Source organism: Chromobacterium sp. W521, from assembly GCF_052805975.1.
In genome coordinates this window covers 168,167-194,063 of record NZ_JBRBAF010000004.1, presented here as the reverse complement: position 1 = coordinate 194,063, position 25,897 = coordinate 168,167, and the positions used below count along the sequence as shown (strand labels likewise).

The 25,897-nt window shown below is 62.0% G+C and carries 29 protein-coding genes; 15 read left to right on the top strand and 14 right to left on the bottom strand.

Annotated elements, in window-relative coordinates; genetic code table 11:
- Positions 1-51 precede the first annotated feature (51 nt).
- The 3 genes from upp (at position 52) to ACUXV1_RS07415 (ending at position 2,518) form a co-directional block, all read left to right on the top strand.
- Positions 52-684: a uracil phosphoribosyltransferase gene (gene upp, locus ACUXV1_RS07425; protein WP_019100726.1), complete on the top strand. Its 633-nt coding sequence runs from the start codon at positions 52-54 to the stop codon at positions 682-684.
- A 73-nt stretch (positions 685-757) separates the two neighbouring features.
- Positions 758-1,228, top strand: coding sequence for an N-acetyltransferase family protein (locus ACUXV1_RS07420; protein ID WP_446014829.1), 471 nt, complete (start codon positions 758-760; stop codon positions 1,226-1,228).
- A 45-nt stretch (positions 1,229-1,273) separates the two neighbouring features.
- Positions 1,274-2,518 carry a uracil-xanthine permease family protein gene (locus tag ACUXV1_RS07415; protein WP_043592009.1) on the top strand — a complete coding sequence of 415 codons (1,245 nt, stop codon included), beginning with the start codon at positions 1,274-1,276 and terminating at the stop codon, positions 2,516-2,518.
- A gap of 201 nt (positions 2,519-2,719) precedes the next feature.
- On the opposite strand, the gene ACUXV1_RS07410 is transcribed toward ACUXV1_RS07415, so the two are convergent.
- Positions 2,720-3,619: a LysR family transcriptional regulator gene (locus ACUXV1_RS07410; protein WP_039754100.1), complete on the bottom strand. Its 900-nt coding sequence runs from the start codon at positions 3,617-3,619 to the stop codon at positions 2,720-2,722.
- A gap of 194 nt (positions 3,620-3,813) precedes the next feature.
- Between ACUXV1_RS07410 and ACUXV1_RS07405 the strand changes: the two genes are divergently transcribed.
- The 4 genes from ACUXV1_RS07405 to ACUXV1_RS07390 all read left to right on the top strand — a co-directional run bounded on the left by ACUXV1_RS07405 (position 3,814) and on the right by ACUXV1_RS07390 (position 4,937).
- Positions 3,814-3,981: a hypothetical protein gene (locus tag ACUXV1_RS07405; RefSeq protein WP_019100730.1), complete on the top strand. Its 168-nt coding sequence runs from the start codon at positions 3,814-3,816 to the stop codon at positions 3,979-3,981.
- 32 nt (positions 3,982-4,013) lie between these two features.
- A complete protein-coding gene (locus tag ACUXV1_RS07400) occupies positions 4,014-4,184 on the top strand; it encodes a hypothetical protein (protein WP_174243633.1) in 171 nt (56 codons plus the stop codon).
- A 152-nt stretch (positions 4,185-4,336) separates the two neighbouring features.
- Positions 4,337-4,525 carry a hypothetical protein gene (locus tag ACUXV1_RS07395; protein WP_081554316.1) on the top strand — a complete coding sequence of 63 codons (189 nt, stop codon included), beginning with the start codon at positions 4,337-4,339 and terminating at the stop codon, positions 4,523-4,525.
- 244 nt (positions 4,526-4,769) lie between these two features.
- Positions 4,770-4,937 carry a hypothetical protein gene (locus ACUXV1_RS07390; protein WP_179140688.1) on the top strand — a complete coding sequence of 56 codons (168 nt, stop codon included), beginning with the start codon at positions 4,770-4,772 and terminating at the stop codon, positions 4,935-4,937.
- Between the two features lie 44 nt (positions 4,938-4,981).
- Here ACUXV1_RS07390 and ACUXV1_RS07385 read toward each other — a convergent pair whose 3' ends face one another.
- Entirely contained in the window at positions 4,982-5,485 is a 504-nt protein-coding gene (locus tag ACUXV1_RS07385; protein ID WP_161523215.1) for a GNAT family N-acetyltransferase, read from the bottom strand.
- Between the two features lie 161 nt (positions 5,486-5,646).
- Here ACUXV1_RS07385 and ACUXV1_RS07380 point away from each other — a divergent pair, with 161 nt between their 5' ends.
- Positions 5,647-6,198 carry a hydrolase gene (locus tag ACUXV1_RS07380; RefSeq protein ID WP_114152575.1) on the top strand — a complete coding sequence of 184 codons (552 nt, stop codon included), beginning with the start codon at positions 5,647-5,649 and terminating at the stop codon, positions 6,196-6,198.
- Positions 6,199-6,663: 465 nt separating this feature from the next.
- A complete protein-coding gene (locus ACUXV1_RS07375) occupies positions 6,664-6,999 on the top strand; it encodes a DUF2322 family protein (protein ID WP_043632431.1) in 336 nt (111 codons plus the stop codon).
- Between the two features lie 76 nt (positions 7,000-7,075).
- On the opposite strand, the gene rplI is transcribed toward ACUXV1_RS07375, so the two are convergent.
- From rplI to ACUXV1_RS07330, 9 genes are all read right to left on the bottom strand, one after another.
- Positions 7,076-7,525 carry a 50S ribosomal protein L9 gene (gene rplI, locus ACUXV1_RS07370; protein WP_043592018.1) on the bottom strand — a complete coding sequence of 150 codons (450 nt, stop codon included), beginning with the start codon at positions 7,523-7,525 and terminating at the stop codon, positions 7,076-7,078.
- Between the two features lie 21 nt (positions 7,526-7,546).
- A complete protein-coding gene (gene rpsR, locus ACUXV1_RS07365; protein ID WP_043592020.1) occupies positions 7,547-7,774 on the bottom strand; it encodes a 30S ribosomal protein S18 in 228 nt (75 codons plus the stop codon).
- Positions 7,775-7,779: 5 nt separating this feature from the next.
- Positions 7,780-8,079 (bottom strand): primosomal replication protein N, encoded by a 300-nt coding sequence (gene priB / locus ACUXV1_RS07360; protein ID WP_019103684.1) that lies wholly within the window; start codon positions 8,077-8,079, stop codon positions 7,780-7,782.
- Positions 8,080-8,097: 18 nt separating this feature from the next.
- Complete coding sequence (gene rpsF / locus ACUXV1_RS07355) at positions 8,098-8,475, bottom strand: 30S ribosomal protein S6 (RefSeq protein WP_043592023.1); 378 nt, start codon at positions 8,473-8,475, stop codon at positions 8,098-8,100.
- Positions 8,476-8,816: 341 nt separating this feature from the next.
- On the bottom strand, positions 8,817-9,119 hold the full coding sequence (locus ACUXV1_RS07350; protein ID WP_194426936.1) for a hypothetical protein: 303 nt from the start codon (positions 9,117-9,119) through the stop codon (positions 8,817-8,819).
- 25 nt (positions 9,120-9,144) lie between these two features.
- Positions 9,145-9,471, bottom strand: coding sequence for a metal-sensitive transcriptional regulator (locus ACUXV1_RS07345; RefSeq protein WP_043632821.1), 327 nt, complete (start codon positions 9,469-9,471; stop codon positions 9,145-9,147).
- A gap of 92 nt (positions 9,472-9,563) precedes the next feature.
- Positions 9,564-11,060 (bottom strand): multicopper oxidase family protein, encoded by a 1,497-nt coding sequence (locus tag ACUXV1_RS07340; protein WP_446014822.1) that lies wholly within the window; start codon positions 11,058-11,060, stop codon positions 9,564-9,566.
- 176 nt (positions 11,061-11,236) lie between these two features.
- The gene (rlmB, locus tag ACUXV1_RS07335; RefSeq protein ID WP_019103594.1) at positions 11,237-11,992 is read right to left on the bottom strand and encodes a 23S rRNA (guanosine(2251)-2'-O)-methyltransferase RlmB; all 756 of its coding nucleotides are present in this window, start codon (positions 11,990-11,992) and stop codon (positions 11,237-11,239) included.
- A gap of 68 nt (positions 11,993-12,060) precedes the next feature.
- Positions 12,061-15,324 (bottom strand): sensor domain-containing protein, encoded by a 3,264-nt coding sequence (locus tag ACUXV1_RS07330; protein ID WP_446014820.1) that lies wholly within the window; start codon positions 15,322-15,324, stop codon positions 12,061-12,063.
- A 312-nt stretch (positions 15,325-15,636) separates the two neighbouring features.
- Here ACUXV1_RS07330 and mfd point away from each other — a divergent pair, with 312 nt between their 5' ends.
- Both mfd and xseA read left to right on the top strand, forming a co-directional pair.
- The gene (gene mfd, locus ACUXV1_RS07325) at positions 15,637-19,041 is read left to right on the top strand and encodes a transcription-repair coupling factor (protein ID WP_114152548.1); all 3,405 of its coding nucleotides are present in this window, start codon (positions 15,637-15,639) and stop codon (positions 19,039-19,041) included.
- A 492-nt stretch (positions 19,042-19,533) separates the two neighbouring features.
- Positions 19,534-20,886, top strand: a complete 1,353-nt coding sequence (gene xseA / locus ACUXV1_RS07320; RefSeq protein ID WP_114152547.1) for an exodeoxyribonuclease VII large subunit — start codon at positions 19,534-19,536, stop codon at positions 20,884-20,886.
- 267 nt (positions 20,887-21,153) lie between these two features.
- Here the strand turns inward: xseA and ACUXV1_RS07315 are convergent, their stop codons facing one another.
- Positions 21,154-21,726 carry a GNAT family N-acetyltransferase gene (locus tag ACUXV1_RS07315; protein ID WP_052370287.1) on the bottom strand — a complete coding sequence of 191 codons (573 nt, stop codon included), beginning with the start codon at positions 21,724-21,726 and terminating at the stop codon, positions 21,154-21,156.
- Between the two features lie 242 nt (positions 21,727-21,968).
- On the opposite strand from ACUXV1_RS07315, the gene ACUXV1_RS07310 reads away from it, so the two are divergent.
- Positions 21,969-22,736 carry a hypothetical protein gene (locus ACUXV1_RS07310; protein WP_043632415.1) on the top strand — a complete coding sequence of 256 codons (768 nt, stop codon included), beginning with the start codon at positions 21,969-21,971 and terminating at the stop codon, positions 22,734-22,736.
- 98 nt (positions 22,737-22,834) lie between these two features.
- Here ACUXV1_RS07310 and ACUXV1_RS07305 read toward each other — a convergent pair whose 3' ends face one another.
- Positions 22,835-23,347: a GNAT family N-acetyltransferase gene (locus tag ACUXV1_RS07305; protein WP_052370286.1), complete on the bottom strand. Its 513-nt coding sequence runs from the start codon at positions 23,345-23,347 to the stop codon at positions 22,835-22,837.
- Positions 23,348-23,516: 169 nt separating this feature from the next.
- On the opposite strand from ACUXV1_RS07305, the gene ACUXV1_RS07300 reads away from it, so the two are divergent.
- Entirely contained in the window at positions 23,517-23,921 is a 405-nt protein-coding gene (locus ACUXV1_RS07300; RefSeq protein WP_043632405.1) for a YybH family protein, read from the top strand.
- A gap of 153 nt (positions 23,922-24,074) precedes the next feature.
- Positions 24,075-24,734 (top strand): hypothetical protein, encoded by a 660-nt coding sequence (locus ACUXV1_RS07295; RefSeq protein ID WP_203389582.1) that lies wholly within the window; start codon positions 24,075-24,077, stop codon positions 24,732-24,734.
- An 88-nt stretch (positions 24,735-24,822) separates the two neighbouring features.
- Here the strand turns inward: ACUXV1_RS07295 and ACUXV1_RS07290 are convergent, their stop codons facing one another.
- Positions 24,823-25,164, bottom strand: a complete 342-nt coding sequence (locus tag ACUXV1_RS07290) for a DUF6616 family protein (protein WP_043632398.1) — start codon at positions 25,162-25,164, stop codon at positions 24,823-24,825.
- A 271-nt stretch (positions 25,165-25,435) separates the two neighbouring features.
- On the opposite strand from ACUXV1_RS07290, the gene ACUXV1_RS07285 reads away from it, so the two are divergent.
- On the top strand, positions 25,436-25,885 hold the full coding sequence (locus tag ACUXV1_RS07285) for a hypothetical protein (RefSeq protein ID WP_162787844.1): 450 nt from the start codon (positions 25,436-25,438) through the stop codon (positions 25,883-25,885).
- Positions 25,886-25,897 lie beyond the last annotated feature (12 nt).

The following is a 25,897-nucleotide window of genomic DNA, read 5'->3' as shown; positions in this document are numbered from 1 at the left end:
TTGGCGCGCCCGCGCCGAAAGCAGCTTTTTGCCAAGGTATGGGAACGTCTCATGAACATCACCGTCGTCCAGCATCCGCTGGTGCAACACAAACTCGGCCTGCTGCGCGAAGCCGACACCAGCACCATGAAATTCCGCCAGTTGACCCAAGAGCTGGCGCGCCTGCTCGCCTATGAAGCCACCCGCGACTTCGAACTGGAAAGCGTCACCATAGACGGCTGGTGCGGCAAGATCGACGTCCAGCAAATCAAGGGCAAGAAAGTTACCGTGGTGCCCATCCTGCGCGCCGGCATCGGCATGCTGGACGGCGTGCTCGACCTGGTGCCTTCCGCCAAGATCAGCGTGGTTGGACTGGCCCGCAACGAGGAAACGCTGGAGCCGGTGTCTTATTTCGAGAAGTTCGTCGGCAATCTGGACGAACGCATCGCCATCATCATCGATCCGATGCTGGCCACCGGCGGCTCGCTGGTCGCCACCATAGACCTGCTCAAGCGCAACGGCTGCAAACAGATCAAGGCCGTGGTGATGGTGGCCGCGCCCGAAGGCGTGAAGATCGTCAACGACGCCCATCCAGACGTGCAGATCTACGCCGCTTCCCTCGACAGCCACCTGAACGAGCACGGCTACATCATTCCCGGCCTGGGCGACGCCGGCGACAAGATCTTCGGCACCAAGCAAGCCTGATCATGAGCCATTCCAGCGCCGCTGCCCCGTTCCGGACGCGGCGTTTTTTTGCGCGCCTCATCCGGTCTCAGCCATGACAATACGCCCCGCGACCGCCAGCGACTTGCCCGCCATCTGCCGCCTTGCCGACGAAATCAATCTGCAGCACCATCTCGCGTTGCCGCACATTTTCGCCGACAACGGCGCCGCAGACCGCGACAGCGCGTTCTGGGCCGGTCAGCTGAACACGCCCAACGCCGCGCTGCTACTAGCGGAGGCCGATGGCGAGGTCACCGCCTTCGTCGCCTTGACCCTGCTGGACCTCACCCTCCCCTTCCTGCTGCCTCGACTCATTTGCCGCGTCGCCACGCTAGTGGTCACGGCGGAGCGGCGTGGGCAGGGCCAGGGCTCAGCCTTGCTGAACGCAGCCGAAGACTGGGCGCGGCGACATTCGGCCGACGAGATCCGGCTAGAGGTGAAGGATTTCAACCAAGCCGCGTTGAACTTCTACTTGCGCCGAGGCCTGGAACCGCAAGCGCGCATTCTCGGCAAACGGCTGCTTTAGGCCATGCCCCCCATTCAGACAGAGACGACCCCAGAGGCTAAAATCATGCTCCAACAAATCAAGCTGGCCGTGTCCGGCGCCCAGATCCTGTTCGTCGCCTTTGGCGCGCTGGTGCTGGTGCCGCTGCTGACCGGCCTCAATCCGGCGATGGCGCTGCTGGGGGCCGGCATCGGCACCCTGCTGTTCCAGTTGTACACCGGGCGCCAAGTGCCGATCTTCCTCGGCTCCTCCTTCGCCTTCATCGGCCCCATCATCTATTCGATGCACACCTGGGGCCAGGGCGCGACGCAGTTCGGCCTGTTCTGTGCCGGCTTCATGTACTTCCTGTTTTCCGCCGTGGTCCGCTGGCGCGGCATGGCCTTCGTCAACCGGCTGCTGCCCCCGGTGGTGATCGGCCCGGTAATCATGATCATCGGCCTGTCGGTGGCCACCGCGGCCTCCGGCATGGCGATGGGCCTCGCCGGCGGCAAGCAGGTCACGCCTTACGCGGTGTCCATGCTGCTGGCGGCGATCTCCCTGACCACCACCATCATCGTGTCCATCTTCGCGCGCGGCCTGTTCAAACTGGTGCCCATTCTGGCCGGCGTCATCGTCGGCTATATCGCCGCCGCGCTGTTTGGCGTGGTGGACTTCGCCAAACTGGCGGACGCGCCCTGGTTCGCGATGCCGGCCTTCCACAGCCCGGAAGTCAACTGGGCGGCCGCGCTGTTCATGCTTCCGGTGGCCATCGCCCCGGCGATTGAACATATCGGCGGCGTGATGGCGATAGGCGGCGTCACAGGCAAGGACTACACCCAATCGCCCGGCCTGCACCGCACCCTGTCCGGCGACGGCCTGGGTGTCTGCGTAGCCGGCCTGATCGGCGGCCCTCCGGTGACCACGTACGCCGAAGTCACCGGCGCGGTGATGATCACCCGCAACTTCAACCCGGTCACCATGACCTGGGCCGCGCTGTTCGCCATCGCCATGGCCTTCTTCGGCAAGTTCAACGCGCTATTGCAGTCCATCCCGCTGCCGGTGATGGGCGGCATCATGGTGCTCTTGTTCGGCACCATCGCCTCCATCGGCCTGAAAACCCTGATCGAGGCCAAGGTGGACCTGATGGAACCGCGCAATCTGGTGATCATCTCGGTGGTGCTCACCTCCGGCATCGGCGGCCTCAGCCTGAAGCTGGGCGATTTCGAGCTGGCCGGCGTTGGCCTTTGCTCGCTGCTGGCCATCGTGCTGAACTTGTTGCTGCCCAAGCAGGCCACCAGTCACGACGGCATCGTCGAGGGCCAGGACATCTAAGATGTCTGTTCATAATCTGCTGCGCTTCGTGAGGCGTGACACGGTGAGTACCGCTTCGAAATGCTCATGTACCACTCGACCATTCCGCTTTCTCAGCGGTTTTCGCCTTGTCTCGCTCTGGCTCGCCAGATTTTGAACTGGCTCTAAGAATCTGCCCGCGGCACGCATGACCAGCCGGCCTCCTCACGGACGCCGGCTTTTTCACGGCCGGAGTTCGCCCGCTTCCACCGCCTGCTCCAAACGCTGAATGAACCACTGCAACGCCTTGCCAGGCTGTGCCTGCTTCCAGGCAAAGCACATCTGGTGGTCCGGACTGTCCTCGGCCACTTCCTTGGCCACCAGATCACCGCTGGCCAGATAAGGCCCCACCATGGAGCGCGGCAGATAGCCGCTGCCCAGGCCGGCCAGGATCACATCCAGCTTGGCGAGGCTGCTGTGCACGGTCAGCACATCCTGACCATCGAGCAAACCTCCGGTGCGCGGCTGCAAGCGTCGTGAAGTGTCGCCTATCGCCACCGCGCGGTGCTGACGCAGCACATGCGGCGGCAGCGGCTTATCCTCCGCCGCCAGCGGATGACCGGCGGCCACCACCAGCACAAAATCGTAACTGCCTATGGTGCGGGTGAAATAGTCGCCGGGAGGCGGCATATTAGGCGCGCCTATCACCAGATCGGCGCGGTCGTCGTACAGGGCGTCCCAAGTGCCGCCAAAAATCTCGCTGCGGAAAATCAGTCGCGTGGCCGAAGCCAGTTGATCGAATTCCGCGATCAACGGGATTACCTGGCCAAAGTCCACCAGATCCCCGATCACGATGCGCAACTGATGCTCCCAGCCCTGGGCTTGCTTGCTAACCCTCAGCTCCAGCTGACGCGCCGCGTCCAGCAGATGGCGGCCGTCCTTGAGCAGACGCTCGCCGGCCGGCGTCAGCCGGGCGCGGTGTCCGCTGCGATCGTATATCTGCACGCCCAAACTCTGTTCCAGCTTCTGCACGGTGTAAGTCACCGCGGAAGGCACCCGGAACAAAGCGTCCGCTGCGGCGGCGAAGCTGCCGTGGTTGTCGATGGCGTCCAGCACCAGCAAAGCATCGAGTGATAGTTTCATATTCAAATTTACTGATGGTTCAGTGCAAATCATTCCGCTATCTGCGGCCAAAAAACATCCTTAATATTCAGTCACTAAGTCGCGCAGCCTGCCAGAGCGGGCAGCCTGACTCCTTAGCGGAACGCCGGATCGATTCTAGCATTTTGAACATCCAGGCTGCCGCCAAGCCACTTAATCACACAAGGATTTTGACCATGTTGAAGCAAACCGTTATCGCCGCCCTGTCCCTGATCGTTCTGTCCGGCGCCGCCGCAGCCGGCGGCGAAGGCGCCAGCAACGCCCGTGAAATGCGCGAGCGCATGCAAACCCAGATCGCCGCCAAGCAGGCGCAAACCCCGGCCCAGGCTCAGCAAGCCAAATAAGCGCGCACCCCACACTTTACAAGGAATTCCCCATGTTGAAACACACCGTTATCGCCGCCCTGTCTCTGATCGTTCTGTCCGGCGCCGCCACAGCCGGCGGCGAAGGCGCCAGCAACGCCCGCGAAATGCGCGAACGCATGCAAGCCCAGATCGCCGCCAAGCAAGCTCCGGCTCCGGCCCAGACCAGCCAGGCAGGCCGCTAATCCAGCTTTGTAAACGCGATCAAAGTTCATTAGCACACGATCACAATCGTTTACCGCACTGCGGCAAAGCCCGCCATAGAATGTCGACTCAAGCCCTGTCGCCGGACCCAAACAATCCGGCCGCGGCAAGATCGCAATGAAAGGAAATCACCATGAAGAAAACCGTACTCACCGCACTATCCCTGATCATCTTGTCCGGCGCAGCCATGGCCGGCGGTGAAGGCGCCAATAACGCCCGCGAAATGCGCGAGCGCATGGATGCCCAGATCGCAGCCAAGCAAGCCGCCGCTTCGCAGCAAACCCCAACAGCCGGTGCTCAGACCAACCAGTCCGCCAGCTAAGATGGCAAGCCGCCCCTCCCGCCCGCGCTCCGCGGCGGGAGGCCAAGCCCCCCGCGAAACGCGATTCACACTCGTTTGCAAATTGATCGCCGCCATGACCGGACAAAGTCCCGGCACTCACTAGAATTCAATGGCGATGCAGGCCGCTAGCACAGCGACAAGCCTCGCCAGGCCCTTAGCCGACCTCCGTCGACGCCCTGCGCCGAGCCGGTCGACCGGTCGATTTGCCATGAAAGGAAACATCATGCTGAAGAAAACCGTACTGACCACTCTGTCCCTTATCCTGCTGTCCAGCGCCGCGATGGCGGGCGAAGGGTTGTCCAATATGTGGGAAATGCGCGCGCGCATGGACGCGCAATTGCAAGGACAGCAGCAGCAAGCGCCGCAAGCGCAAGACGCCACAGGCAAGTAAACCGCGCGACACTCAGCCAGCGCCTGCCTACCGCAGGCGCTTTGTCATTCCAGCCCGCGCAGCCGTGCCATGATCAGCGTGTCCTCATAGCGTCCGGCGCGCAATTGCTCCTTGCGTCTGCGTCCCTCCAGCTCAAAGCCGAACTTGCGATACAACGCTATAGCCGGCTCATTGTCGTGCACCACGGCCAGTTCCACCCGCAGCAGCCCCAGCCAATTATCCGCTAGCCCAAGCACCGCCCTCAGCAATGCCGATCCCACGCCGCGACCGTGCCATTCCGGATGCACCACGATAAACAGGCTGGCCGTATGCCGGATGCGCGGGCGTTCACCACAAATCAGACCGGCATTGCCTATCACCCGGCCATCGCTGTTACAGGCCACCAGGGAATGCACATGTGGTTGCGCTTGCGCCAGCTTGCGCCGCCAGTCTTCAACCGATTGGTAAGGCAGCTGCAAGGTATTGGCCACCACCTCCTCGAACACCATCATCGCCGCCAAGGCCGGCGCATCCTCCGGCTCAACCTTCCTGATCAGTAAATCGTGCATAACATTCCCCCGAAGATTGCAATTCAGAAATCACCATCATGACTGGGAGAAGCTTGCAACGGCAAGAACAATGACAATCAGATGCCGTGATGGCGCATGTCCGGGCCAAAAGCGGTATCCTGAACACCGCGACCAAGACCAATAAGCAAAAGGAGAATAGGATGCTGATGCACAAGGAACAGGCCAGCCTGCTAGTGGTGGACATCCAGGAAAAGCTGGCGCCGGCGGTAGTGGACGCGGCCGGCATGGCGGCGCGCTGTCGCTGGCTGATAGGCGTGGCCGCCGATCACGGCCTGCCGGTAGTGTTTTCCGAGCAATACCCGCGCGGCCTGGGGCATACCCTGCCGGAACTGCTCGCCCAAGCGCCCGACTCGCAAGTGGTAGAGAAAACCCACTTCTCCTGCGTTGCGGCGAACTGTCTGCCGGAAACAGTCCTAGTCCGGCCTCAAACCATCGTTTGCGGCATGGAGGCCCACGTTTGCGTGCTGCAAACCGTGCTGGAACTGCTGGAACTGGATAAACAGGTCTTCGTGGTGGCGGACGCGGTATCCAGCCGCAAGGTGTCCGACATTGAGCTGGGTTTGCAGCGGATGCGAGACGCCGGCGCCGTCATCGTCAGCAAGGAAATGGTGTTGTTCGAATGCCTGCGCCAAGCCGGCGGAGAGCACTTCAAACGAATGAGCCAGCGTTACCTGGTGGGCGAGCAGCCATAACGCAAAAATGAAACGGGGCCGTCGGCTTCGCCGATCGACCCCGATCCAAGGCGGCTTTGCCGCTCTCTTATCCCCTTTGGAGACTGGCGCGAGACACCGGGCCATGCCCTGGCGTCACCAGATCGCTTTATATTTAGCAATTGCCGTGCCAAGTTAACAGTAACTGGCCAAGCCATTGATTAATTAATACCTTTGCAACACAAGACCGCTCAAAGCATGGTGTAATGAATGTCTGCGGACACAAGTTGCACCAAATAAAGGCAAAAACCCCAATAGATCGCACCAAAAAAGTGCAATGCGCGGCGACGGTCTGAACTTTCTCAACCTCTCCTACGCCTAATATCCGACTACACTCGGCGGTTTTGCATCCGGCCCAGATCTGCTCCACAGGCCACCTGCAACACCCCGCCACTCAACGGGCAGCCGCCGCAGCCCGCCACGATAACGACAATAGGAAAGCACATCATGCAAGCAAGCGTTTTCAAGGACATTCTCAACACCCTGCCCGCCGTCGACGATATCCGCGCCATCGTGCTGCTGGACGCCAGCGGCGAGCCGGTCGGCCGTTTGGAGAATCAGCCCGGCACCGCCGGTTCGGTACGCGTCTACCATGCCCTGATCAAGAACCACGGCCACATTGACCGCAAGGCCGCGCGCGAAGGGCTGGCGCTTTACGCTGAACATACGCCGGACGCCCGCGCCAATCCGGGCAAGCACCCCAATATCGACCGCCTGCTGTCCATCGCCGAGGCCGACGCCCCCGGCCTGCGCGCGCGCCTGGTACTGAATCAGGACGACTGAAACGCCCCGCGCGCCCAAACAAAAAGCCCGCTCGGATGAGCGGGCTTTTTCGTAAAGCGATTCCCGAAAGCGGAAATTAAGCTTCGGCAACAACCACGATCTTGATCGGGGTAACAACGTCGTGATGCAGAGCGATCTCGATGTCGTACTCACCGATGGCCTTGAACGGGCCGTTCGGCAGGCGAACTTCGAAACGCTTAACCGGCACGCCGAAGGCGGTCACGGCTTCAGCAACGTCGACGTTGGTCACGGAACCGAACAGACGACCGTCAACGCCGGCTTTCTGAGCGATGGTGACAACCGCTTCGTTCAGCTTCTCGGCGCGGACCTTGGCGTCAGCCAGGATCTCGGCTTGCTTGGCTTCCAGTTCGGCGCGGCGAGCGTCGAACTCTTTCAGGTTGGCTTCGGTAGCGCGCTTGGCTTTGCCTTGCGGAATCAGGAAGTTACGACCGTAACCATCCTTGACTTTAACCACATCACCCAGTTGACCCAGGTTGGCAACTTTTTCGAGCAGAATGATTTGCATCTTTTAAGTTCCTTTCCCGGCTTAGTGCTGGTCGGTGTACGGCAGGAAGGCCAGGAGGCGAGCACGCTTGATAGCAGTGGTCAGCTGACGCTGGTAGCGGGCCTTGGTGCCGGTGATGCGAGCCGGGATGATTTTGCCGTTTTCGGCGATGAAGTCTTTCAGGAGATCAACGGATTTGTAGTCGATTTCCTTGATGCCTTCTGCCGTGAAGCGGCAGAACTTCTTGCGCTTGAAGAGTTGACGAGCCATTTTGACTAACCTTTTACAAATTCAACATATTCGATATTGAGCACTAACCGCGGATTCCTGAGGCTGCGCTGGGACAGAAAGCCGGTGAGGTTCACCGTGTTTCCCGCCAGTTTCCCGGAAAACTTCCGGGCTTCTTCGCCTATCAGCACGGCCTGTATTTCGCAGGCTACATCCCGATCAAAACCGTGAGCTGTCTGTCTGGACTGATGCTTGAGCCACATTTCCAATACCGGCAAGCCGGCGGGGGTGTATCTCAGCGCATCCTCGCGGTCGACCGTGGCGGTCAGAGCCAGACGGTTCTGCAAGACCTCGCTCCTCGCCAATTAGGCGGAAGCTTCAGCCTCGGCTGCCGGCTGCTGGGCGTCCAGCAGGTTCTTGGCCTTTTCGTCCTTCATCATCGGGGACGCTTCGGTAACCGCGCGATCCAGCTTGATGGTCAGGTGACGCAGAACAGCGTCGTTGAACTTGAAGGCGTGTTCGATCTCGGCCAGGGTTTCGGACTGGCACTCTACGTTCATCAGAACGTAGTGAGCTTTGTGCAGCTTCTGGATCGGGTAAGCCAGTTGACGGCGGCCCCAGTCTTCCAGACGATGGATCTTGCCCTCAGCGGCCAGAACCATGCCCTTGTAGCGCTCGATCATGGCCGGAACCTGTTCGCTCTGGTCCGGGTGGACGATGAACACGATTTCGTAATGACGCATGTTAACTCCTTGTGGCTATTGAAGCCTTTTGCCATGCAGTTGCAAAAGGCAAGGGGTTGAAACCGCAGCATTCTACGCGCTTAGGCGGTGACAAGCAAATAAAATCAGTGCCTTCCGCGCCGCGTGGTATGCGTATGTGGCAAAAACGGCGGCCTGGCTTCTGCAAGAGCGCCGAGGGCGTGGACAAACGGATTCTCAGAGCCTGTTAAAAGGCTCGCGATCCAGGGCGAGGCAAGGCGAAAACGAGCGAAAAAGCCGAGTGTACGAGGGGTACATGAGCATTTTGAGCTTGTACTCACCGTGCAACGCTCCACGAAGCGCAGCAGACTTTGAACAAGCTCTCAGAGCTTTTTGTCACGCGAGATGTCCATCACCACCCCATTGCTCAAGGTCACGGTGGTGGTGTAGGGAACCTCGTCGTTGGCAAGCCAGGACAGCGTGCGGGTGCTGGTTTCCACCACCGCGTTGGCGTCCTTGGTTTTGACCGTCGGACCGTTGCTGCTGTAGTCGGGGGCGCCGGTCTGAGATACCAGCTCGGCCTCGGACATGCCCTTATGCAGCTTGATGTAGACCTCGAACGGGATCGGCCCCGCCGTGGCCAGCGCGGAAACGAGAGAAAGCAAAACAGCGAGCGGGGTTTTCATACGTACTCCTTTGCGACGGCGCGGTTCAGCGCACTTTTTTGACCACATCTATCAGTTCGGTCACCATGCCGGTGGCGTCGCCCTGATGCAGCGCGCGCGCCACGCAGCCTTTCATGTGATTTTCCAGCAGTTGCATGGACACCGCGTCCAACGCCGACTTCACCGCCGCCACTTGGGTCAGGATATCCACACAGTAGCGATCCGCCTCCACCATGCCGCTGATGCCGCGCACCTGGCCCTCGATGCGCGCCAGCCTCTTGATCAGCGCGCTCTTCCCCGGCTGCACCACGGTTTTATCGGAAAGCGGGGCCGCTGCGTCGCAACAGCCGTCCTGCGGTTTTTCTTGCGTCATGTCCATCCTAATCCAAGCGGGTTCAAAGCGAGCCCGGCCATGCTTAAAACAGGCCGGGCAACAATCATTGTGACGCAGTTGCGCACGGCCGCCTAGGCCTCTACTTTCAGCATGCCCATCATCCCGGCGTCCTCGTGTTCGAGGATGTGGCAGTGGAACATGCGCAGGCCTGGCATGTCCTGACGGAAACGCAGTCGCAGCGTCTCCCCGGCGGAGACATTGGCCACGTCGCGCCAGGCCAGGAAAGGTTCATCGCGCCAGACGCCGTCCTTGCGGCGCGCCAGCGCCTGGAACTGGGTGCCGTGAATGTGGAAGGGGTGGTCCATATCCGCTTGGTTCACGATCTCCCACTCTTCCACCAACCCCACCTTGCCCACAAAGTCAGCCCGTTCCATATCGAAGGTCTTGCCGTTGATCAGGAACATCGCGGCGGGATTGGCCATGTCCTCGGACAGTACCACTTTACGCCGCACCGCGGGCTCGCCCAAGAGCTTGATCTCTCGCAGTCTCGCCGGCAGCGGCGCCGTGGTTTCGGTCGCGGCTCCGCGACGCAGCTCCAGCAGCGTCAAGGTGTCTTCCTGCTCGGCCGACATCATCTTGCCGCGCCGATACGGCAGGGCCAACAGGCCGGCACCCTGGCCAGACGCGAAGCGTCCGGTCACCACTAATTCGGCGCGGCCGCCGGGCGGCAGCAACAGGCTGTCTATGCGGCGCGGCCGCTGCAGCAGGCCGCCGTCGCTGCCGACCAGTTCCAATTCGTGGCCGGGCAGGGCCAACTTGAGCACGCGCGCGCTGGTGGCGTTCCAGATCCGCCAGCGCTGACGCTCGCCCGCGCCCAGCGTCAAATGCGGTCTCCAAGCGCCGTTGACCAACACGAACTGGCCTTCGCGGCCATCCATGCGATCGGCTTCGCTGCTGGCCGCGATCTTGCCTTCGGCGTCCAACTTCAGGTCCGACAACACCAGCCGTTGCTCCGGCAGATGCGCCAGCGGATCGCTGCGGCTCTTGACCACAAACACGCCGGCCAGGCCCATATACACCTGCTCGGCGGTATGTCCGTGCGGATGCGGGTGATACCAATAGCTGCCGGCGCAGCCTTGCGGCAAGATGAAACGGTATTCGCGGCTTTGCCCAGCCGGGACCGGATCTTGTGGGTTGCCGTCCTGATCCGCGGGAATCGGCAGGCCATGCCAATGAATGGTGGTGGGCTGGGACAGGCGGTTTTCGAAATGCAACCGCACTTCGTCGCCTTCAAACACTTCTATCGTTGGTCCCGGCACCTGGCCGTTATAGCTCCAGAACACGGTGGCGGGCTTGCCCGGCAGCAGCGGCAGCGCTTGCGCGCCGGCGCTCAAAGCAGCTTGAAACACGCCGGGGTCCGCGCTCTGATTGCGCAGCAGCGGCAGGGCCGGCAAGGCAAGGCCCGCCGGCAGGCCAAGGCCGGCCGCGGCCGGCGCCGTCTCCGCTCCCATCGCGCCATGCCCCATCGCCGCATGATCGATGGCGGACGGCTGCGCCGCCCAGGCCTGCCGCAGCAGCGGAACCAAGGCCAACGCCGCGCCGGCGCCGATGAATCCACGTCTATCCATCACTGCATTCCTTTCTCAATAGGATACCCAGGTAAGGTATCAACAAGACTGTGGCGGCGCTAGATCGGTTCCAAATTCTGTCTACTTTTTTAGGACGGCATCTGATCACAGTCAAACCGAGCGCCCAAAGAAAAGCCCCCGCGTTGCGGGGGCCTGGTTTTTCGGGACAACCGGAATCAGTCGGCCTTGGCCTGGGCCAGCGTGCGCTGACGACGGCTTTCCGACAGCACCATGCCGGCGGATACCGACACGTTCAGGCTCTCCACGGTACCGAACATCGGAATGGACACCAGCACGTCGCAGTGTTCGCGGGTCAGCCTGCGCATGCCCTCGCCCTCCGAGCCCATCACCCAGGCCAGCGGGCCGGCGGCGTCGCAGTGATAGAGGTCGGTGTCCGCCTCCATGGTGGTGCCGGCAATCCAGATGCCGGCGTCTTTCAGGTCTCGCAAAGTGCGCGCCAGATTGGTGACCGTGATATAGGGAATCACTTCCGCCGCGCCGCACGCTACTTTGGACACAGTGGCGTTGAGGCCGGCGGAACGGTCCTTGGGCGCGATCACCGCGTGCGCGCCCATCGCGTCCGCCACCCTCAGGCAGGCGCCCAGATTGTGCGGATCAGTCACGCCGTCCAGAATCAGCAGCAAGGCCGGCTCGCTCAGATTGTCCAGCACGTCGTCCAGGTGCACGAAATTGCGGCTGGCGTCTATGGTGGCCGCCACGCCCTGGTGGCGGGCGTTGCCGGTCATGCTGTCCAAACGTTCCTTATCGACGATGTGCAGCTTGATGCCTTCCTCGGCGGCCTTGTCTATCACCGCCTTGGCGCGGGCGTCGTGGCGGCCGCCGGCCAGCCAGATTTCCAGCAGGCTCTTGGGGTTCTGCCACAAACGGGCATTGATGGCGTGAAAGCCGTGGATCAGGCGTTTGTTGCTCATGGCGATTCTCTAATGACAATCCCGCCATTTTAGAGCGCGCGGCGGTTCAGGGCAAAACCGGCTTGCTTTCAGCTGCCCAGCACGTCCACGCCGGACATCAGCTCCAGTTGCCGCTGCTCGCCCACGGCGACGATGCCGGCCAGCAAGGCAGGCAATTCTGCCGCCGGCACCGGGCGGCCGAAATGATAGCCCTGCAACAAGGCGCAACCCTTGCTGGTAAGGAATTGCGCCTGGCGCTCGCTCTCCACCCCCTCCGCCACCACCTGGAATTGCAGCTTGCGCGCCATCGCCAGGATGGCCTCGGCGATGGCGGCGTTGTCGCCGTCGTCCGGCAAGCCTTCGACGAAGGATTGGTCAATCTTCAAGGTGTCCAGCGGGAAACGCTTCAGATTGGACAATGAGGAATAACCCGTGCCGAAATCATCGATGGACAAGCCCACGCCCAAGGCCTTCAACTCGCCCAGTTGGCGCACCGCCTCCACCGGGTTGAGCATGATCATGCTTTCGGTGATTTCCAGCTCCAGCCGCACGGCGGACAGGCCCGCGGCCCTCAGCGCGTCCGCCACCTTGAACGGCAGCATCTGCTGTTCAAACTGGCGCGCGGACAGGTTTACCGCCAGCCGCGGCACCGACAAGCCCTGACGGTCCCAAGCCGCCAATTGGCGGCAGGCCTCCTGCAGCACCCAGTCTCCGATGGGCTTGATCAGGCCGGTTTCCTCGGCCAGCGGAATGAAGCGGCCCGGCGACACCAAACCCAGTTGGGGATGGCGCCAGCGGATCAGCGCCTCCGCGCCCAGCACCTGGCGGCTGACAGCATCCACCTGCGGCTGGTAGTGCAGCTCCAGTTCGCCCCGCTCCAAGGCCAGGCGCAAACCGTTCTCCAACAGCAGGCGTTCGAAGGTCTGGGTGTTCATTTCAGCGGCAAAGAACTGATAGGTGTTCTTGCCCGCCTCCTTGGCGCGGTACATCGCCACGTCCGCGTTCTTGAGCAGGGTCTGGGCGTCGGTGCCGTCGTTGGGGTAGACGCTGATGCCTATGCTGCCGGTAACGTAGACCTCGTGATTTTCCAGCCGCAGCGGCTGGCCCAGCGCCGCCAGCGTGTCCTCCGCGGCGGCCACCAAGGCGGCGGCGTCCTTGAACCCTGTCATCACCAGAGTAAACTCGTCGCCGCCCAGCCGCGCCAGCAGGCCGCGCGCGCCCACTGCCCGCTGCAAGCGCAATGCCGTCTCGCGCAACAATTCGTCGCCGGCCTGATGGCCAAAGGAGTCGTTGATCAGCTTGAAGCGGTCCAGATCGATGAACATCACCGCAAGCGAGCCGCTGACGCAATCCAGGCTGATGATGGCTTCATCCAGCCGCGCGGTCAGACTGCTGCGGTTGGGCAGTTGCGTCAGCGGATCGTGATTGGCCAGGAACTGCAAGCGTTCCTCGGATTGCTTGCGCAAGGTGATGTCGGAAAACACCGCCACATAATTGCTGAGCGCGCCGCCGGCGTCGCGCACCGCCGAAATCGCCAGCTCCGCCGGATACCACTCGCCGCTCTTGCGGCGGTCCAGCATCTCGCCCTGCCAATGGCCGCCGCCCGCCAGCGCTTCCAGCATCGCCTGCCGGCCCAACTGCTTCTGATCCCCAAAGATGCGCGACACCTTCCCCAGCGCCTCGGCCTCCGCGTAACCGGTAATCCGGCTGAAAGCGTGGTTGACCGCGATGATGCGCGCCTCGGCGTCCATCAGCAGAATGCCTTCCGCCGAGTTTTCAAACACCTTGGCAGCCAGCCGCAGATTGGCGTCCGCCGCCAGCCGTTCGGAAATATCCATCACCACGCCGATGATGGCTTTCTTGCCCTCGTAATCGAACAAGCGGCTGTGAATCTCCACATCCACCACCACGCCGTCCTTGCGCACCGCGCGGGTGCCGTATTGCAGCACCGCGATGTTCTCGCGGTAGCGCTTGACGATCTGCTGGCGGATGCGCGCCGCCTCGCCCGGCACCAGCAACAGATCCATCGCCATGCCTTCCAGCTCCTTGGGCTGATAACCCACAATGGCCGCCAGCTTGGGGTTGGCGTAGATCAGCTTCTCGTCCTGCAAGATGTAAATGCCCACCAGCGATTGCTCCACCAGCGCGCGGTAACGCTCCTCCGCCTCCCGCTTGGCCTTTTGTTCCTGGCGGGTCTGAGTGATGTCGGTGTCCACGCTGCCCACCCCGGCCGGGCGGCCATGAGCGTCGAACAGGGGAAACTTGGTGACCAGCAAATGGCTAAGCACCCCATTGAACAGGAAGCTCTCTTCAAACTGGCGCGGCTCCAGGCAGGACAGCACCACCGCGTCCTGCGCGCGGATTTGCGCGGCGTCCGCCGCGTCGAACAGCTCTTCCACCGTCAAGCCCTGCATGCCCTGCGGCGAGCGGCCCACCCGACGCGCATAAGCGGCGTTGGCCAGCAGAAAGCTGCCGTCCAGCCCCTTCAGCGACATCATATTGGGGCTGTTGTTGACCAGGGATTCCACCCTGGCGCGAAATTCACGCAGCGCGCTCTCGTTCTGGCGATGGCCATCGGCCAACACCGATACCAGCAGAGTCGCGCAACTCAAGGCCAAGGTCAGCGCCACCTCGCTGGCGCCGTTGAGCACGCTGGCGTGCATGGTCAACTCCGGCGCCAGCACGTACAGCGACAGCAGGCCGAGCACCCAGGCGCCAACCAGCGCCGCGCCGCGGAAACCCACGCGGAATGCCGCCCACAACATAAGAGGAAAGAACACCAGTTGGCAGGGCAGCGAATAAGCGAGGCTACTGCCCAGCAGGCTAAGCCACGCCACGTTGGCCAAAGCCAGGATCAGGCCGGTTTCCAACACCTGACGCCGCGTCGGCGTTGCGCCGGACGCATACAAGGCCGGCGGCACGCACAAGGACAGGGCCAGCCCGGACACGCCCCAAGCCTGCGCCGCCCACGACCACAAACCCTCCATGCCGAACCAGCGCCATCCGGCGCCGGCGGCCAAACCGGCCAGCAGCACCGACGGATAGCAGGCCAAGCGCAGCAGCAGCCGCAACAAGTCCGCCGGCTGACGCACCGCCAGCCCTCCGCGCAAGCCGGCCGCGTACAGACCGGGCGCCAACGCGTACAGGCTGATCAGCAGCAGTGCGGCCCATTGCGGTGACGACCATTGAGCGGCCAGGGCGGCGGCGGCCACCGGCCACCACCAGGACTGCCGCCAGCCGCGACGCAAAAGACGATAACTCCATACGCCGTGAGCCAGAAAGGCCGCCAGCGAAAACCCCAATACCGGCTCGCGCGGCCAGAATGCCGTGCACGCCAAAAACCCGAGAAACACCGCCGCGTCCCGGCAAGCCGATCCGACTGTCACACCACCCCGCCCCCGTTCGCGCCGGCGCTCTGCCGCGCGCCGCAATTAACTTTGCATTAAAAAATCAAATGCATATATGCCAAATGAAAAACAAAACCACCCGACTGACATACAATATATGCAATTGCCGGATGCAGCCAGACAATGCCGATGAAAATATTCACCCCGCCGAACACAAGCCGCGCCGACCTTGCGCAAGCCCAGCGAACGGCGCGCGGCGGACGGCTGCTATAATCCCGAAACCGCCAAGCCCGAAACCGCCAAAACTAGTGAAGCAGCATGTTGGATAATCTCCCGCGGATACCTCCCGCCAGTCAGAAAACTCGTCACGGACGCCTGCCCGCCGGGCTGGACGCCAACATCGTCGCCCGCCTCGCAGCCCAGCGGCGTCCGCTGCTCATCCTCGCCGCCGACGCGCAATCCGCCCAACGCCTGCAAGCCGAGGCCCCATTCTTTGCGCCCTCGCTGCGCGTGGCGCTGCTGCCGGACTGGGAAACCCTGCCCTACGACCACTTCTCCCCCCACGGCGAACTGGTCAGCGAACGGCTGGCCACCTTGTGGCAGATCCATCAGCGTGAATGCGATGTGATCATCGCCCCGGTCGGCACTGCGATGACACGGCTGGCGCCGATAAGCTATTTGCTGGGACGCACCTTTTTCCTGCAGGCCAAGCAGCGGCTGGACGTGGAACAGCTGCGCGCCAATATGGTCACCGCCGGCTACCACCACGTCACTCAGGTGATGGCCCCGGGAGAATTCTCCATCCGCGGCGGCTTGATCGATCTGTTCCCAATGGGTTCGGCGCTGCCTTACCGCATCGATCTGTTCGACGACGAAATCGACAGCCTGCGCACCTTCGATCCGGACAACCAGCGTACCCTGTACCCGGTACCGGAAATCCGGATGCTGCCGGCGCGCGAGTACCCGGCGGATGAAAGCGGCGTCACCGCCTTCCGCCAGCGCTACCGCGAACGCATCGAAGGCGACCCCAGCAAAAGCCGCATCTATAAAGACGTCTCTCAAGGCCTGTGGCCGGCCGGCATCGAATACTTCCTGCCGCTGTTCTTCGACGACACCGCCACTCTGTTCGACTACTTGGGCGACGACGCGCTGATTGTGTTGCACCATGATGTGCAACACGCCGCCAACGTCTTCTGGCAAGACGTGGAAAGCCGCTACGACATGGCGCGCGGCGATCTGGAACGCCCGGTACTGCCGCCGGCCGACATTTTCCTGCGTCCGGACGAACTGATGGCGCGGCTCAAACCCTACGCCCGCATCGAACTGGCCGGCGACGGCGAACTCGCGGAAGGCTGCGCTCCTCTGCCGGAGCTGGCGGTGGAACGCCGTGCCGAGCAGCCTCTGCATAAGTTGGACGCTTTCATCCGCAGCGGCCGTCAGCGTATCCTGATTACCGTGGAAAGCCTGGGCCGCCGCGAAACCGTCCACCAGTTCCTGCAAGAGCACGGCATTAAGCCGCGCCCGGTGGACGGCTGGGCCGAATTCATCGCCGGCGACATGCCGCTGGCGCTCTGCGTGGCACCGCTCTACACCGGTTTCGCCCTGCCCGGCGCCGGCATCGCCGTAGTCACCGAATCCGAGTTGTACCAGCATGTGGCGCGCAGCCACGCCCGCCGCAAAAGCGCGCGCGCCGGTTCCGACTCCATGCTGCGCGACCTGGCCGAAGTCAAGGCGGGGGATCCGGTGGTGCATGAGCAGCACGGCATCGGCCGCTACGTGGGCCTGGTGTCCATGGACCTGGGCGAAGGCGAAACCGAACTGATGCAACTGGAGTACGCGGATAGCGCCACCCTCTATGTGCCCGTCAGCCAACTGCACCTGATCTCCCGCTACGCGGGCGGCGCGGCGGACCAGATCCACCTGCACAAGCTGGGCAACCCGGCCTGGGAAAAAGCCAAGAAACGCGCCGCGGAAAAAGCCCGCGACACGGCCGCGGAACTGCTCAACCTTTACGCGCAACGCGCCGCGCGGGAAGGCCACAGCTTCAGCCTGTCCCATCAAGACTACGATGCCTTCGCCGCCGGTTTCGGCTTCGAAGAAACCCCGGACCAGGCCAGCGCCATCGAAGCCGTGGTTCAAGACATGTGCTCCGGCAAGCCGATGGACCGGCTGGTCTGCGGCGACGTCGGCTTCGGCAAGACCGAGGTGGCGCTGCGCGCCGCCTTCGTCGCTGTCCTTGGCGGCAAACAGGTGGCAGTGCTGGTGCCCACCACCCTGCTGGCGGAACAGCATTTCCAGAATTTCTCCGACCGCTTTGCCGACTGGCCGGTGAAAATCGCAGAACTCTCCCGCTTCCGCAGCGCCAAGGAAAGCAAGGCTTCGCTGGCCGGCCTGGCCGATGGCAGCGTCGACATCGTCATCGGCACCCACAAGCTGGTGCAGCCGGACATCCAGTTCAAGAATCTGGGCCTGGTCATCATCGACGAGGAGCACCGTTTCGGCGTGCGCCAGAAAGAACAGCTCAAACGGCTGCGCGCCAATGTGGACGTGCTGACGCTGACCGCGACGCCGATTCCGCGCACCCTGTCGATGGCGCTGGAAGGGCTGCGCGACTTCTCCGTCATCGCCACCGCCCCCAGCCGCCGGCTGGCGGTGAAAACCTTCGTCAGCCCGATGGCCAACGGCGTGATACGCGAAGCGGTGCTGCGCGAACTCAAACGCGGCGGCCAGGTGTTCTTCCTGCACAATGAGGTGGACACCATAGAAAACATGCGGGAAAAGCTGGCGGAACTGGTGCCGGAAGCTCGCATTGGCGTGGCCCACGGCCAATTGCGCGAGCGCGAGCTGGAACAAGTGATGCGCGACTTCCTGCAGCAGCGCTTCAATGTGCTGCTGTGCTCTACCATCATTGAAACCGGCATCGACATCCCCAACGCCAACACCATTCTGATCAATCGGGCCGACAAGTTCGGCCTGGCCCAACTGCACCAGCTGCGCGGCCGCGTCGGCCGCAGCCATCACCAGGCCTATGCCTATCTACTGACCCCGGAAGGCATCACCAAGGACGCGATGAAACGGTTGGAAGCCATTCAGATGTCCGAGGAGTTGGGCGCAGGCTTCTACTTGGCGATGCACGACCTGGAAATCCGCGGCGCCGGCGAGGTGCTGGGCGAAGGCCAATCCGGCGAAATGCAGGAAGTGGGTTTCTCTCTGTTCACCGAAATGCTCAAACAGGCGGTGCGCGACCTCAAAAAAGGACGCACTCCGGACCTGGACGCGCCACTGGGCGTCACCACTGAAATCAATATGCACAGCCCGGCGCTGCTGCCGGACGGTTATTGCCCCGACGTGCACGAACGGCTGGTGCTGTACAAGCGGCTGGCCACCTGCGAGAGCGAGCAGGAAATCGACGACATCCACGAAGAACTGATCGACCGCTTCGGCTTGCCGCCGCAAACCGTCAAGACCCTGATAGACAGCCACCGCCTGCGCCTGCTGGCCAAGCCGCTGGGCGTGCAAAAGCTGGACGCCAGCGAGGTGGCCATCCAGGTTCATTTCGTCAAGAACCCGCCGATAGACCCGATGAAGATCATCCAATTGCTGCAAACCAAGCGCAATTACCGGCTGGCGGGCCAGGACAAGCTGCGCGTGGAGGCCGATATCCAGGACGTGGCGCTGCGCGTGGTCAGGGTCAAGGAACTGCTGAAGGAGCTGAGCTCCTGAACATCTGTTTACGATCTGCTACGCGTCGGCGATACGGCGTTGCGGCGGATCGTGAACTAAGGCCCAAAAAGGAAAATTCCGAGCTCTGCCTAAACGCGGACAGGGAAATCCAAAAGCATAACCGGCCAACAAAGCCAACCCGCCGGCATCCGGTTCGGATGAAAGAAGAAAGCGCTTACTTGAGCAATATCAAGACAAACGAGGACAGCGACTCTGAGGGAAAAGGCCTTGTCCCTTGTTTTTACAGGAAAAACTATTGTCACAGGATTGAAACGGAAAACCCTGTGGATAACTTTGTTGATAAAACTGTGCAAATATGCTCTCAAGCCAAGCTCCAGGCCGTTTTTAGGCTTAGTCCGCCCTGGATAAGAAAACAATCAAGTTATTGATTTTATTGAATTTTTTAGAGATATCAAACGCTACACAAGCCAAGACTCAACTCGCTTTAGCTGAAAATATTTTCCACCCCCCGCTGTGGATCACTTGACAACCATGTTTTTTACCACACCCCAGAACGACGTCATCAGCGTCTCCTCCCTCAACCGCATGGCGCGCGATCTACTGGAAAGCGGACTGCCGCCAATGTGGATAGGCGGAGAGATTTCCAACCTCACCCTGGCCGCGTCCGGACACGCCTATTTCTCCTTGAAAGACGGCGGCGCCCAAGTGCGTTGCGTGATGTTTCGCGGCAAAGTGTCGCAACTGCCCTTCCGCCCGGCGGAAGGCATGCAGGTGGAGCTCAAGGGCACCGTCACCCTGTACGAGGCACGCGGTGATTTCCAGATCAACGTCGATCAGATGCGTTCCGCCGGCCTGGGCCGTTTGTACGAGGCTTTTGAAAAGCTCAAGGCCAAGCTGCAGGCGGAAGGCTTGTTCAACCCCGCGCACAAGCGCCCGCTGCCGCCGCACCCCGCCGCCATCGGCATCGTCACCTCGCCGGCCGCCGCCGCCTTGCGCGACGTGGTCAGCACCCTGCGCCGCCGCATGCCCGGCATCCCGGTCATTCTCTACCCGGCCCAAGTGCAGGGGGAAGGCTCCGCCCAGCAAGTGGCCGACGCCATCCGGCGCGCCGGCGAGCGGCGCGAAGTGGACGTGCTCATCGTTTGCCGCGGCGGCGGCAGCATCGAAGACCTGTGGTCGTTCAACGAAGAAATCGTCGCCCGCGCCGTGGCCGCCAGCCCCATTCCCACCGTCAGCGGCGTCGGCCACGAAACCGACTTCACCATCTGCGACTTCGTGGCCGACAAGCGAGCGCCCACGCCCACCGCCGCAGCGGAGCTGGTCTCCCCCAGCCGCGAGCACCTGAGTGCTCAGCTCGAAACCGCCAAGCGCGGGCTGGAGCGCGCGCTCGGCCGCTTGCTCACCGACAAGTCTCAGCAACTGGACTACCTTGCGCGCCGGCTAGCTCACCCGGGCGAAAAGCTGCAACGCCAGCGCGAGGCGCTCCAGCGTCAGCAAGAGCGGCTGCAACGCCGGCTGAGCGGTCTGTTTGAACAACGGCGCTGGGCGCTGCAACTGGCGGACAGCAAGTTGCAACGCCGTCGGCCGGACCTGGCGCATGCAGTCCAAGCCATGGACCGTTTGCAAACCCGGTTGCAACGCGCGCGCCAGGACCTGCTCAACCGGCAAACTCAGAAGCTGGACACCCTGGCCGCCACCCTGCTGGCGCTCAACCCTGAAGCGGTGCTGGCCCGCGGTTACGCCATCGTGCAAAAACAGGACGGCACCGCGGTCAAATCCCCGGAAGAGCTGCGCAACCGCGAGCGGGTTTCCCTGCGCCTGGCCGAAGGCAGCACCGAAGCGCTGATCGATCATCCGCAAGGCGCGCAGCCCAGCTTGTTCTGAGAACCTTTTCTAAGAGCCTGTTCACGATCTCGCGAGCAAGAGCGAGACAAGGCGAAAACAAGCGAAAAAGCGGAATGTACGAGTGGTACATGAGCATTTTGAGCTTGTACTCACCGTGCAACGCTTCACGACGCGCAGCAGGTCGTGAACAGGTTCTAAGACTCGCTCTTGCTAGCGAGACTTTGCACAGGCCCTAAGCCCTAGCGCCGTCAACGCGGCCAAAAGCGAATGGGGCAATGACCCCATTCGTGACCGCGCCGGTGCCGCTTAAAAATATCCCAGCGGCCGCTCAGCCAAGGCGAGCAGCACGTCTTCCCACAGTTCCGGCGCGCATCGCGCCATCCCCACCGCCTTGCCATGCGCTTGCAAAGACTGTGGCAGGGGCATGAAACCCAAACGCTGATAAAACCGCCATTCAATATCCGCGAACAACAAGAACACCTCTGCCCGGCAATGCCGCCGATATCCTGCGAGCAGGCCGTTCAAGGCCAGGCTGGCACAACCCTGGCCACGCCATTCAGGCCCCGTGGCCACCGACCCCAAACCCAATGTCACCCGTCCCGCCAGTCGCGGCAGCTGATAAGCAATCGCCGAACAGAGCAAGCCGCCGCCCGCGTCCGCCAACACATGCCAGCGGCCGCGCTGGTATTTGCGCGAATCGCGACACAAACGCAGGTAGTCGGCCTCGGAGCATCCCTCGCCCCAGGCATCCTTCCCCATCAGGTAAACCGCCTCCATCTCCGATATGGCGGCCGACCGCAAGGTCAAACCGTCGCGGCTCTGTGCCGGCAAGGCCGGCGCCGGGCATAGCCAGTCAAACGCCACCGCCCACCTCCCCATCTAAAAACCCACGAAGAATGACTTTGGGTTTTCATATCCGCCATATTTACGCCAACAAGCTTGAACTGTGCTAGCATCCGGCGCGGCAAAACGCCCATACGCGTCCCGCCCATCCATCTTGAGCCTGTTCTAAAGTCTCGCGAGCTAGGGCAAGACGAGGCGAAAACCAACGCCCCTTTTTATCCATCCCGCCGAAGCGCGGCTGACTTTGAACAGGCTCTTACCGCCGTCAGGGAAGCTTCATGTCGCCAGTACACAAATGGGAAATCACCGTCGCCGCCGGCGGCTATTACCCCGATCTCGCCCACAACTTCTTCGGCAACGACATCGATCTGGGCTATGAAAACGATCACATCGGCATGCAGTTCTACGCCTATTCCCGCCATATCGACGACCTGGACGATCCCGAGCACGTATCCCAACGTCTCTACAGCCTGCAGCTGCTGCTCAACGGCGCCCTGCGCGCCTCCACTGGCGATATCAACAGCATGCCGATCCAGTTTCTGGGTTTCAGCGCCTACGAGGACGGCGGCTTTCACTCCATCAGCGCTCAGCAGATAGAAGAAGACCCGTTCAGCCGCAACCCCAGAATCGACCAGGTCCACACCCGTTACGAAAACCCGCGCCAACGCTACCCGTCCTACCTTCTCTACCTATGCAAGCGCGATCCCGATCTACGCGACCTGCTATTCCTGCTGGGCCTGATATCCACCTGCACCACGCTGGAAAAAGTGCTGACCTGGGGCACCTTGTACAAGATACTGGACAGCGTCAAACACCATGCCAAGTCCATAGGCGCCGCCATTGACACCTTCGCCGACCCGGAGCAGCTCAGCTTGTTCACCGCCGCCTGCAACAACACCAGCATCCTCGGCATCTACGCCCGGCACGGCGCCTCGGAAAACCCGCCGCCCAAGCGCGTGATGACCGACATCACCGAAGCCAGCACGCTGATCGCCGGCATGACCGCGCGCTTTTGCCGCAGCTATATCGCGGCGAAACACCCATGAACCGGTTCACAATCGTTTATCAGTGCCTTGAAGCGCTGCGCAGAACATCTCGGGTCCGACACGCCCAGGGGCCAAATGTTGGCTAGCCAGAAACTTCGCTAGAGCGCCTTGTCCATCTCCCGGCAGTCCATTTCCACACCATCGGCCAGCGGCTGGCGCGCCGCCGCGCCCAGCCTATACCCCATGGCCAGGTAAAAGCCCAATGCGTTCAGCGATGCCTTGAGCGTGACGCGGGCACAGCCGGTTTCCCTCACCGTCTCTTCCGCCGCGCCCAGCAAGCATTGGCCCAAGCCCAGGCCGGTGCAGGCCGGGTCCACGTACAACGCCTGCAACAAACCCTGTTCCGGCGCGCAGATGGCAAAACCGCCCAAGCGCCCCTCGGCCGCAGCCAGCAGCACCCGACGTTCCGGAGTGGCAATCGTCTGCCGCATCCACGCGGCGCGCGCGGGACTGGGCGGCGGCGACCAGGCTGCGCGCACTGACGACGAGTAGAACGATGGCGCTATCGCCTGCACCGCGCGGAAATGTAGCCGGATCAAACCTTCGGCATCCTCCGCCAGCGCGGAACGGATTTGAAACAGCGACGGTGATTCGGAGTGAAGCAAGGACATGGCGATACCGGGAGCGAATGAGCGATGAACCTCACCCTAAGGCAAGCCGCCACATACGGCAACGCCACTTGCATTGTCTCCCCCTTGCCACCGGACGCTTGCGGCAATGACGTCTGCGTTTCTATGATTAGCCGGAGCAAGGACCCCATCCCCATCAAGGAGCCCGGACATGCAACAAGCGCACAGCGCTTTTGAACAACTGCTGGCGGCTTATGGCGCCGCGGTGTTCGCCAAGGATGCCGCGGCGTTCGCCGCCCTATACAGCGACGATGTGCATGTGTTCGATATATGGGAGCGGGATTCTCTGCGCGGCATCGCCGCCTGGCGCAGCATGGCCGAGCAGTGGTTTCAGTCACTGGGGGAGGACAGGGTTCAAGTCAGCGCGCAGGCAATCGAGTCCTGTGAAAACGCGGAACTGGCCATAGGCCACGCGCTGCTGACCTATACCGCCCTGTCGCCGACGGGGGAAACGCTCAGGTCGCTGAGCAACCGCATCAGCATGGGCTTGCGTCGCGAGCAGGGCCAGTGGAAGGTATTTCATGAACATAGCTCCTTGCCGGGGCGACAGGAATAAGCCCGCGGCCGCGCATGGCCGCCTTCTGCTCTTTAGCACAGGAGCCAAAACATTTTCCTGGTCTAGGTTTAGTGGGCGCCGGGCGCCACCTATTCAATACGAATAAGCGCCCTCGCATCCTCTATCACCGGTTTCATTAGCCAGGAGAAAATCATGGCGCCGTTTCCTACCAAAGTCAGTCAGGTCCGCATTTACCCCTATATCCCGAATTCGCTCATCGTCGTGCCCGCGGTGTTCACCGGCGGCGCGGGCACCTACTCGGTGGGCACCCTGGGAAGGAATGTGTTTTACAACCTCGATCTGACTTCGGGCGAGCCTCAGCACGGCGGCGTCCATTCGGGCAACCGCTACTACGCCATCTGCACCAATCCGGAAGGCAGCGAGTTCACCACCATGTGGCTGACTTGCCTCCAGGGCGGAGAAACGCCCAGATTCGGCCGCACCATCACCCATGGCCGCCCGCGGCCGCAGGTGCGCGACGACGCCGATCTCCATGAGGATATCGCTTACCAGATCCACCTGAACGACGTGTCGGTCAGCGCTTACATCCCGCCCAACGAGCCGCTATCGATTCCGCTGATTGAAAACGGCAAGGGCATCGCCACCTTTGCCGGCCTGCTGCCCGGCGGCACGTGGTCGGTGACCGTGGCAGGCGGGGAGCGGCCAAACCACCTGCAAGAAGGCATGACCGTCACCATCGCCGGCACCAATGTCGCCACCGGCAAGCCCTTCCACATTCCAGCGGTCTTCGAGACCAAGGAAACCGGCGATCCCGCCGAGTTCGTGGAATGGCGCGTGCTGCGGGAACTGTAAGCGGAACGGCCGGCTGTCCGCCGGCCGCCTTTGACGTCTCTTTGCGGACGGCAGCTTAAGCTGTCGTCCGCAACGGTTTCCAAAGCGCTTACTTGACTTGCAGCAGGTCCGCCAGATGGACGTCCACGCCGCCGGCCGCGCCCACCGCGTTGACGTGGTCGAAATAGTCGTACCAACCGCTGGCGCGAATGCCAGCCAGCATCGCCTCACAGGCCTCTTGATTCGGCAGGCTCCACACCCCCAGAAAACGATAGGGCGCAGCCTGATCGGCGTCGGCGGCGATCTGGCTTAAAGTCAGCAATTGAATGCCCAGGCCGGGCAGCGCCTCCATATTGGTTTTGATCTGGTCCAGAAAGTCGGTGCGATGCAAAAAACTCAAAGCCAGCCAAGCCGGCTTTGGACTGTACAGTTCTACCAGATAGTGCGCCATTGAGGATCTCCATGAGTATGAACAACCGAAGCCGCGTTCTGCGATTAAGCCCCGCTCAGCTTCGCATGTCATTGCGTCTTATTGCCAGCTGAAAAACTTTGATGTTATAAAAAGCATCCGACCGCTCCCATTAAATTTTCGGTGAGCGGCTCACAGCCACCGCGGCTACCGCCGCGTCAGCCATATCCCCAACAAGAGCATTCCGCGCGCCCTGTCTGCCTGGCAGCAGCCGAGCGTCAGCGGCATTGCCACCGCAGGACAAAGATTCATCATGCAGTGTAGACACGCCCTATTCCTGTCGCTGGCCGCCTTGAGCGCGAGCCTGACGGCGGCTCCCCTGCCTTCTTACGACTTCGCCTTGAAAGATCCGTGGGACGCTCGCGTCAAGCCGTCAATGAAGCCGACGGATAAAAAGAACAAGCCGCTCAAGTTCAAAAGCGCGGTGCAGTTGAAAGACCTGGACGCCGGCCCGGATTTTTCGGTCAAAGCGGATCTGAACACACCCAGCTTGCGGGAACGGATGCAAAGAGAGCAGATGCAGCATTGCATCGGCATCAACCCGCCTCCGGGCTGCCCCAGCGCCGGCTTCAACCCGCTGCCGCGTTGCTTCGGCCAGAGCAACTGCGAACAACACGCGCCCCCGCCGGCTTATCCGCTCAGCGGCCCCACCCGGCAGCAGCCGGGAGATTACTCGCTGCGCGGCAGCTGGCTGCCGCGTTGAGACGCAAAAAAC

Excerpts from the sequence above, each read along its gene's own strand:
- ACUXV1_RS07380 (WP_114152575.1), top strand. The coding sequence starts at position 5,647 with ATGCTGATGCACAAGGAACAGGCCAGCCTGCTAGTGGTGGACATCCAG.
- rpsF (WP_043592023.1), bottom strand. The coding sequence starts at position 8,475 with ATGCGTCATTACGAAATCGTGTTCATCGTCCACCCGGACCAGAGCGAA.
- ACUXV1_RS07350 (WP_194426936.1), bottom strand. The coding sequence starts at position 9,119 with ATGAAAACCCCGCTCGCTGTTTTGCTTTCTCTCGTTTCCGCGCTGGCC.
- ACUXV1_RS07405 (WP_019100730.1), top strand. The coding sequence starts at position 3,814 with ATGTTGAAGCAAACCGTTATCGCCGCCCTGTCCCTGATCGTTCTGTCC.
- ACUXV1_RS07390 (WP_179140688.1), top strand. The coding sequence starts at position 4,770 with ATGCTGAAGAAAACCGTACTGACCACTCTGTCCCTTATCCTGCTGTCC.
- ACUXV1_RS07305 (WP_052370286.1), bottom strand. The coding sequence starts at position 23,347 with ATGTCCTTGCTTCACTCCGAATCACCGTCGCTGTTTCAAATCCGTTCC.
- ACUXV1_RS07410 (WP_039754100.1), bottom strand. The coding sequence starts at position 3,619 with ATGAAACTATCACTCGATGCTTTGCTGGTGCTGGACGCCATCGACAAC.
- xseA (WP_114152547.1), top strand. The coding sequence starts at position 19,534 with ATGTTTTTTACCACACCCCAGAACGACGTCATCAGCGTCTCCTCCCTC.
- ACUXV1_RS07300 (WP_043632405.1), top strand. The coding sequence starts at position 23,517 with ATGCAACAAGCGCACAGCGCTTTTGAACAACTGCTGGCGGCTTATGGC.
- ACUXV1_RS07295 (WP_203389582.1), top strand. The coding sequence starts at position 24,075 with ATGGCGCCGTTTCCTACCAAAGTCAGTCAGGTCCGCATTTACCCCTAT.
- ACUXV1_RS07375 (WP_043632431.1), top strand. The coding sequence starts at position 6,664 with ATGCAAGCAAGCGTTTTCAAGGACATTCTCAACACCCTGCCCGCCGTC.
- ACUXV1_RS07415 (WP_043592009.1), top strand. The coding sequence starts at position 1,274 with ATGCTCCAACAAATCAAGCTGGCCGTGTCCGGCGCCCAGATCCTGTTC.
- ACUXV1_RS07340 (WP_446014822.1), bottom strand. The coding sequence starts at position 11,060 with ATGGATAGACGTGGATTCATCGGCGCCGGCGCGGCGTTGGCCTTGGTT.
- ACUXV1_RS07290 (WP_043632398.1), bottom strand. The coding sequence starts at position 25,164 with ATGGCGCACTATCTGGTAGAACTGTACAGTCCAAAGCCGGCTTGGCTG.
- upp (WP_019100726.1), top strand. The coding sequence starts at position 52 with ATGAACATCACCGTCGTCCAGCATCCGCTGGTGCAACACAAACTCGGC.
- ACUXV1_RS07315 (WP_052370287.1), bottom strand. The coding sequence starts at position 21,726 with ATGGGGAGGTGGGCGGTGGCGTTTGACTGGCTATGCCCGGCGCCGGCC.
- ACUXV1_RS07395 (WP_081554316.1), top strand. The coding sequence starts at position 4,337 with ATGAAGAAAACCGTACTCACCGCACTATCCCTGATCATCTTGTCCGGC.
- rpsR (WP_043592020.1), bottom strand. The coding sequence starts at position 7,774 with ATGGCTCGTCAACTCTTCAAGCGCAAGAAGTTCTGCCGCTTCACGGCA.
- ACUXV1_RS07400 (WP_174243633.1), top strand. The coding sequence starts at position 4,014 with ATGTTGAAACACACCGTTATCGCCGCCCTGTCTCTGATCGTTCTGTCC.
- rlmB (WP_019103594.1), bottom strand. The coding sequence starts at position 11,992 with ATGAGCAACAAACGCCTGATCCACGGCTTTCACGCCATCAATGCCCGT.
- ACUXV1_RS07385 (WP_161523215.1), bottom strand. The coding sequence starts at position 5,485 with ATGCACGATTTACTGATCAGGAAGGTTGAGCCGGAGGATGCGCCGGCC.
- ACUXV1_RS07420 (WP_446014829.1), top strand. The coding sequence starts at position 758 with ATGACAATACGCCCCGCGACCGCCAGCGACTTGCCCGCCATCTGCCGC.
- rplI (WP_043592018.1), bottom strand. The coding sequence starts at position 7,525 with ATGCAAATCATTCTGCTCGAAAAAGTTGCCAACCTGGGTCAACTGGGT.
- mfd (WP_114152548.1), top strand. The coding sequence starts at position 15,637 with ATGTTGGATAATCTCCCGCGGATACCTCCCGCCAGTCAGAAAACTCGT.
- ACUXV1_RS07285 (WP_162787844.1), top strand. The coding sequence starts at position 25,436 with ATGCAGTGTAGACACGCCCTATTCCTGTCGCTGGCCGCCTTGAGCGCG.
- ACUXV1_RS07310 (WP_043632415.1), top strand. The coding sequence starts at position 21,969 with ATGTCGCCAGTACACAAATGGGAAATCACCGTCGCCGCCGGCGGCTAT.
- ACUXV1_RS07345 (WP_043632821.1), bottom strand. The coding sequence starts at position 9,471 with ATGACGCAAGAAAAACCGCAGGACGGCTGTTGCGACGCAGCGGCCCCG.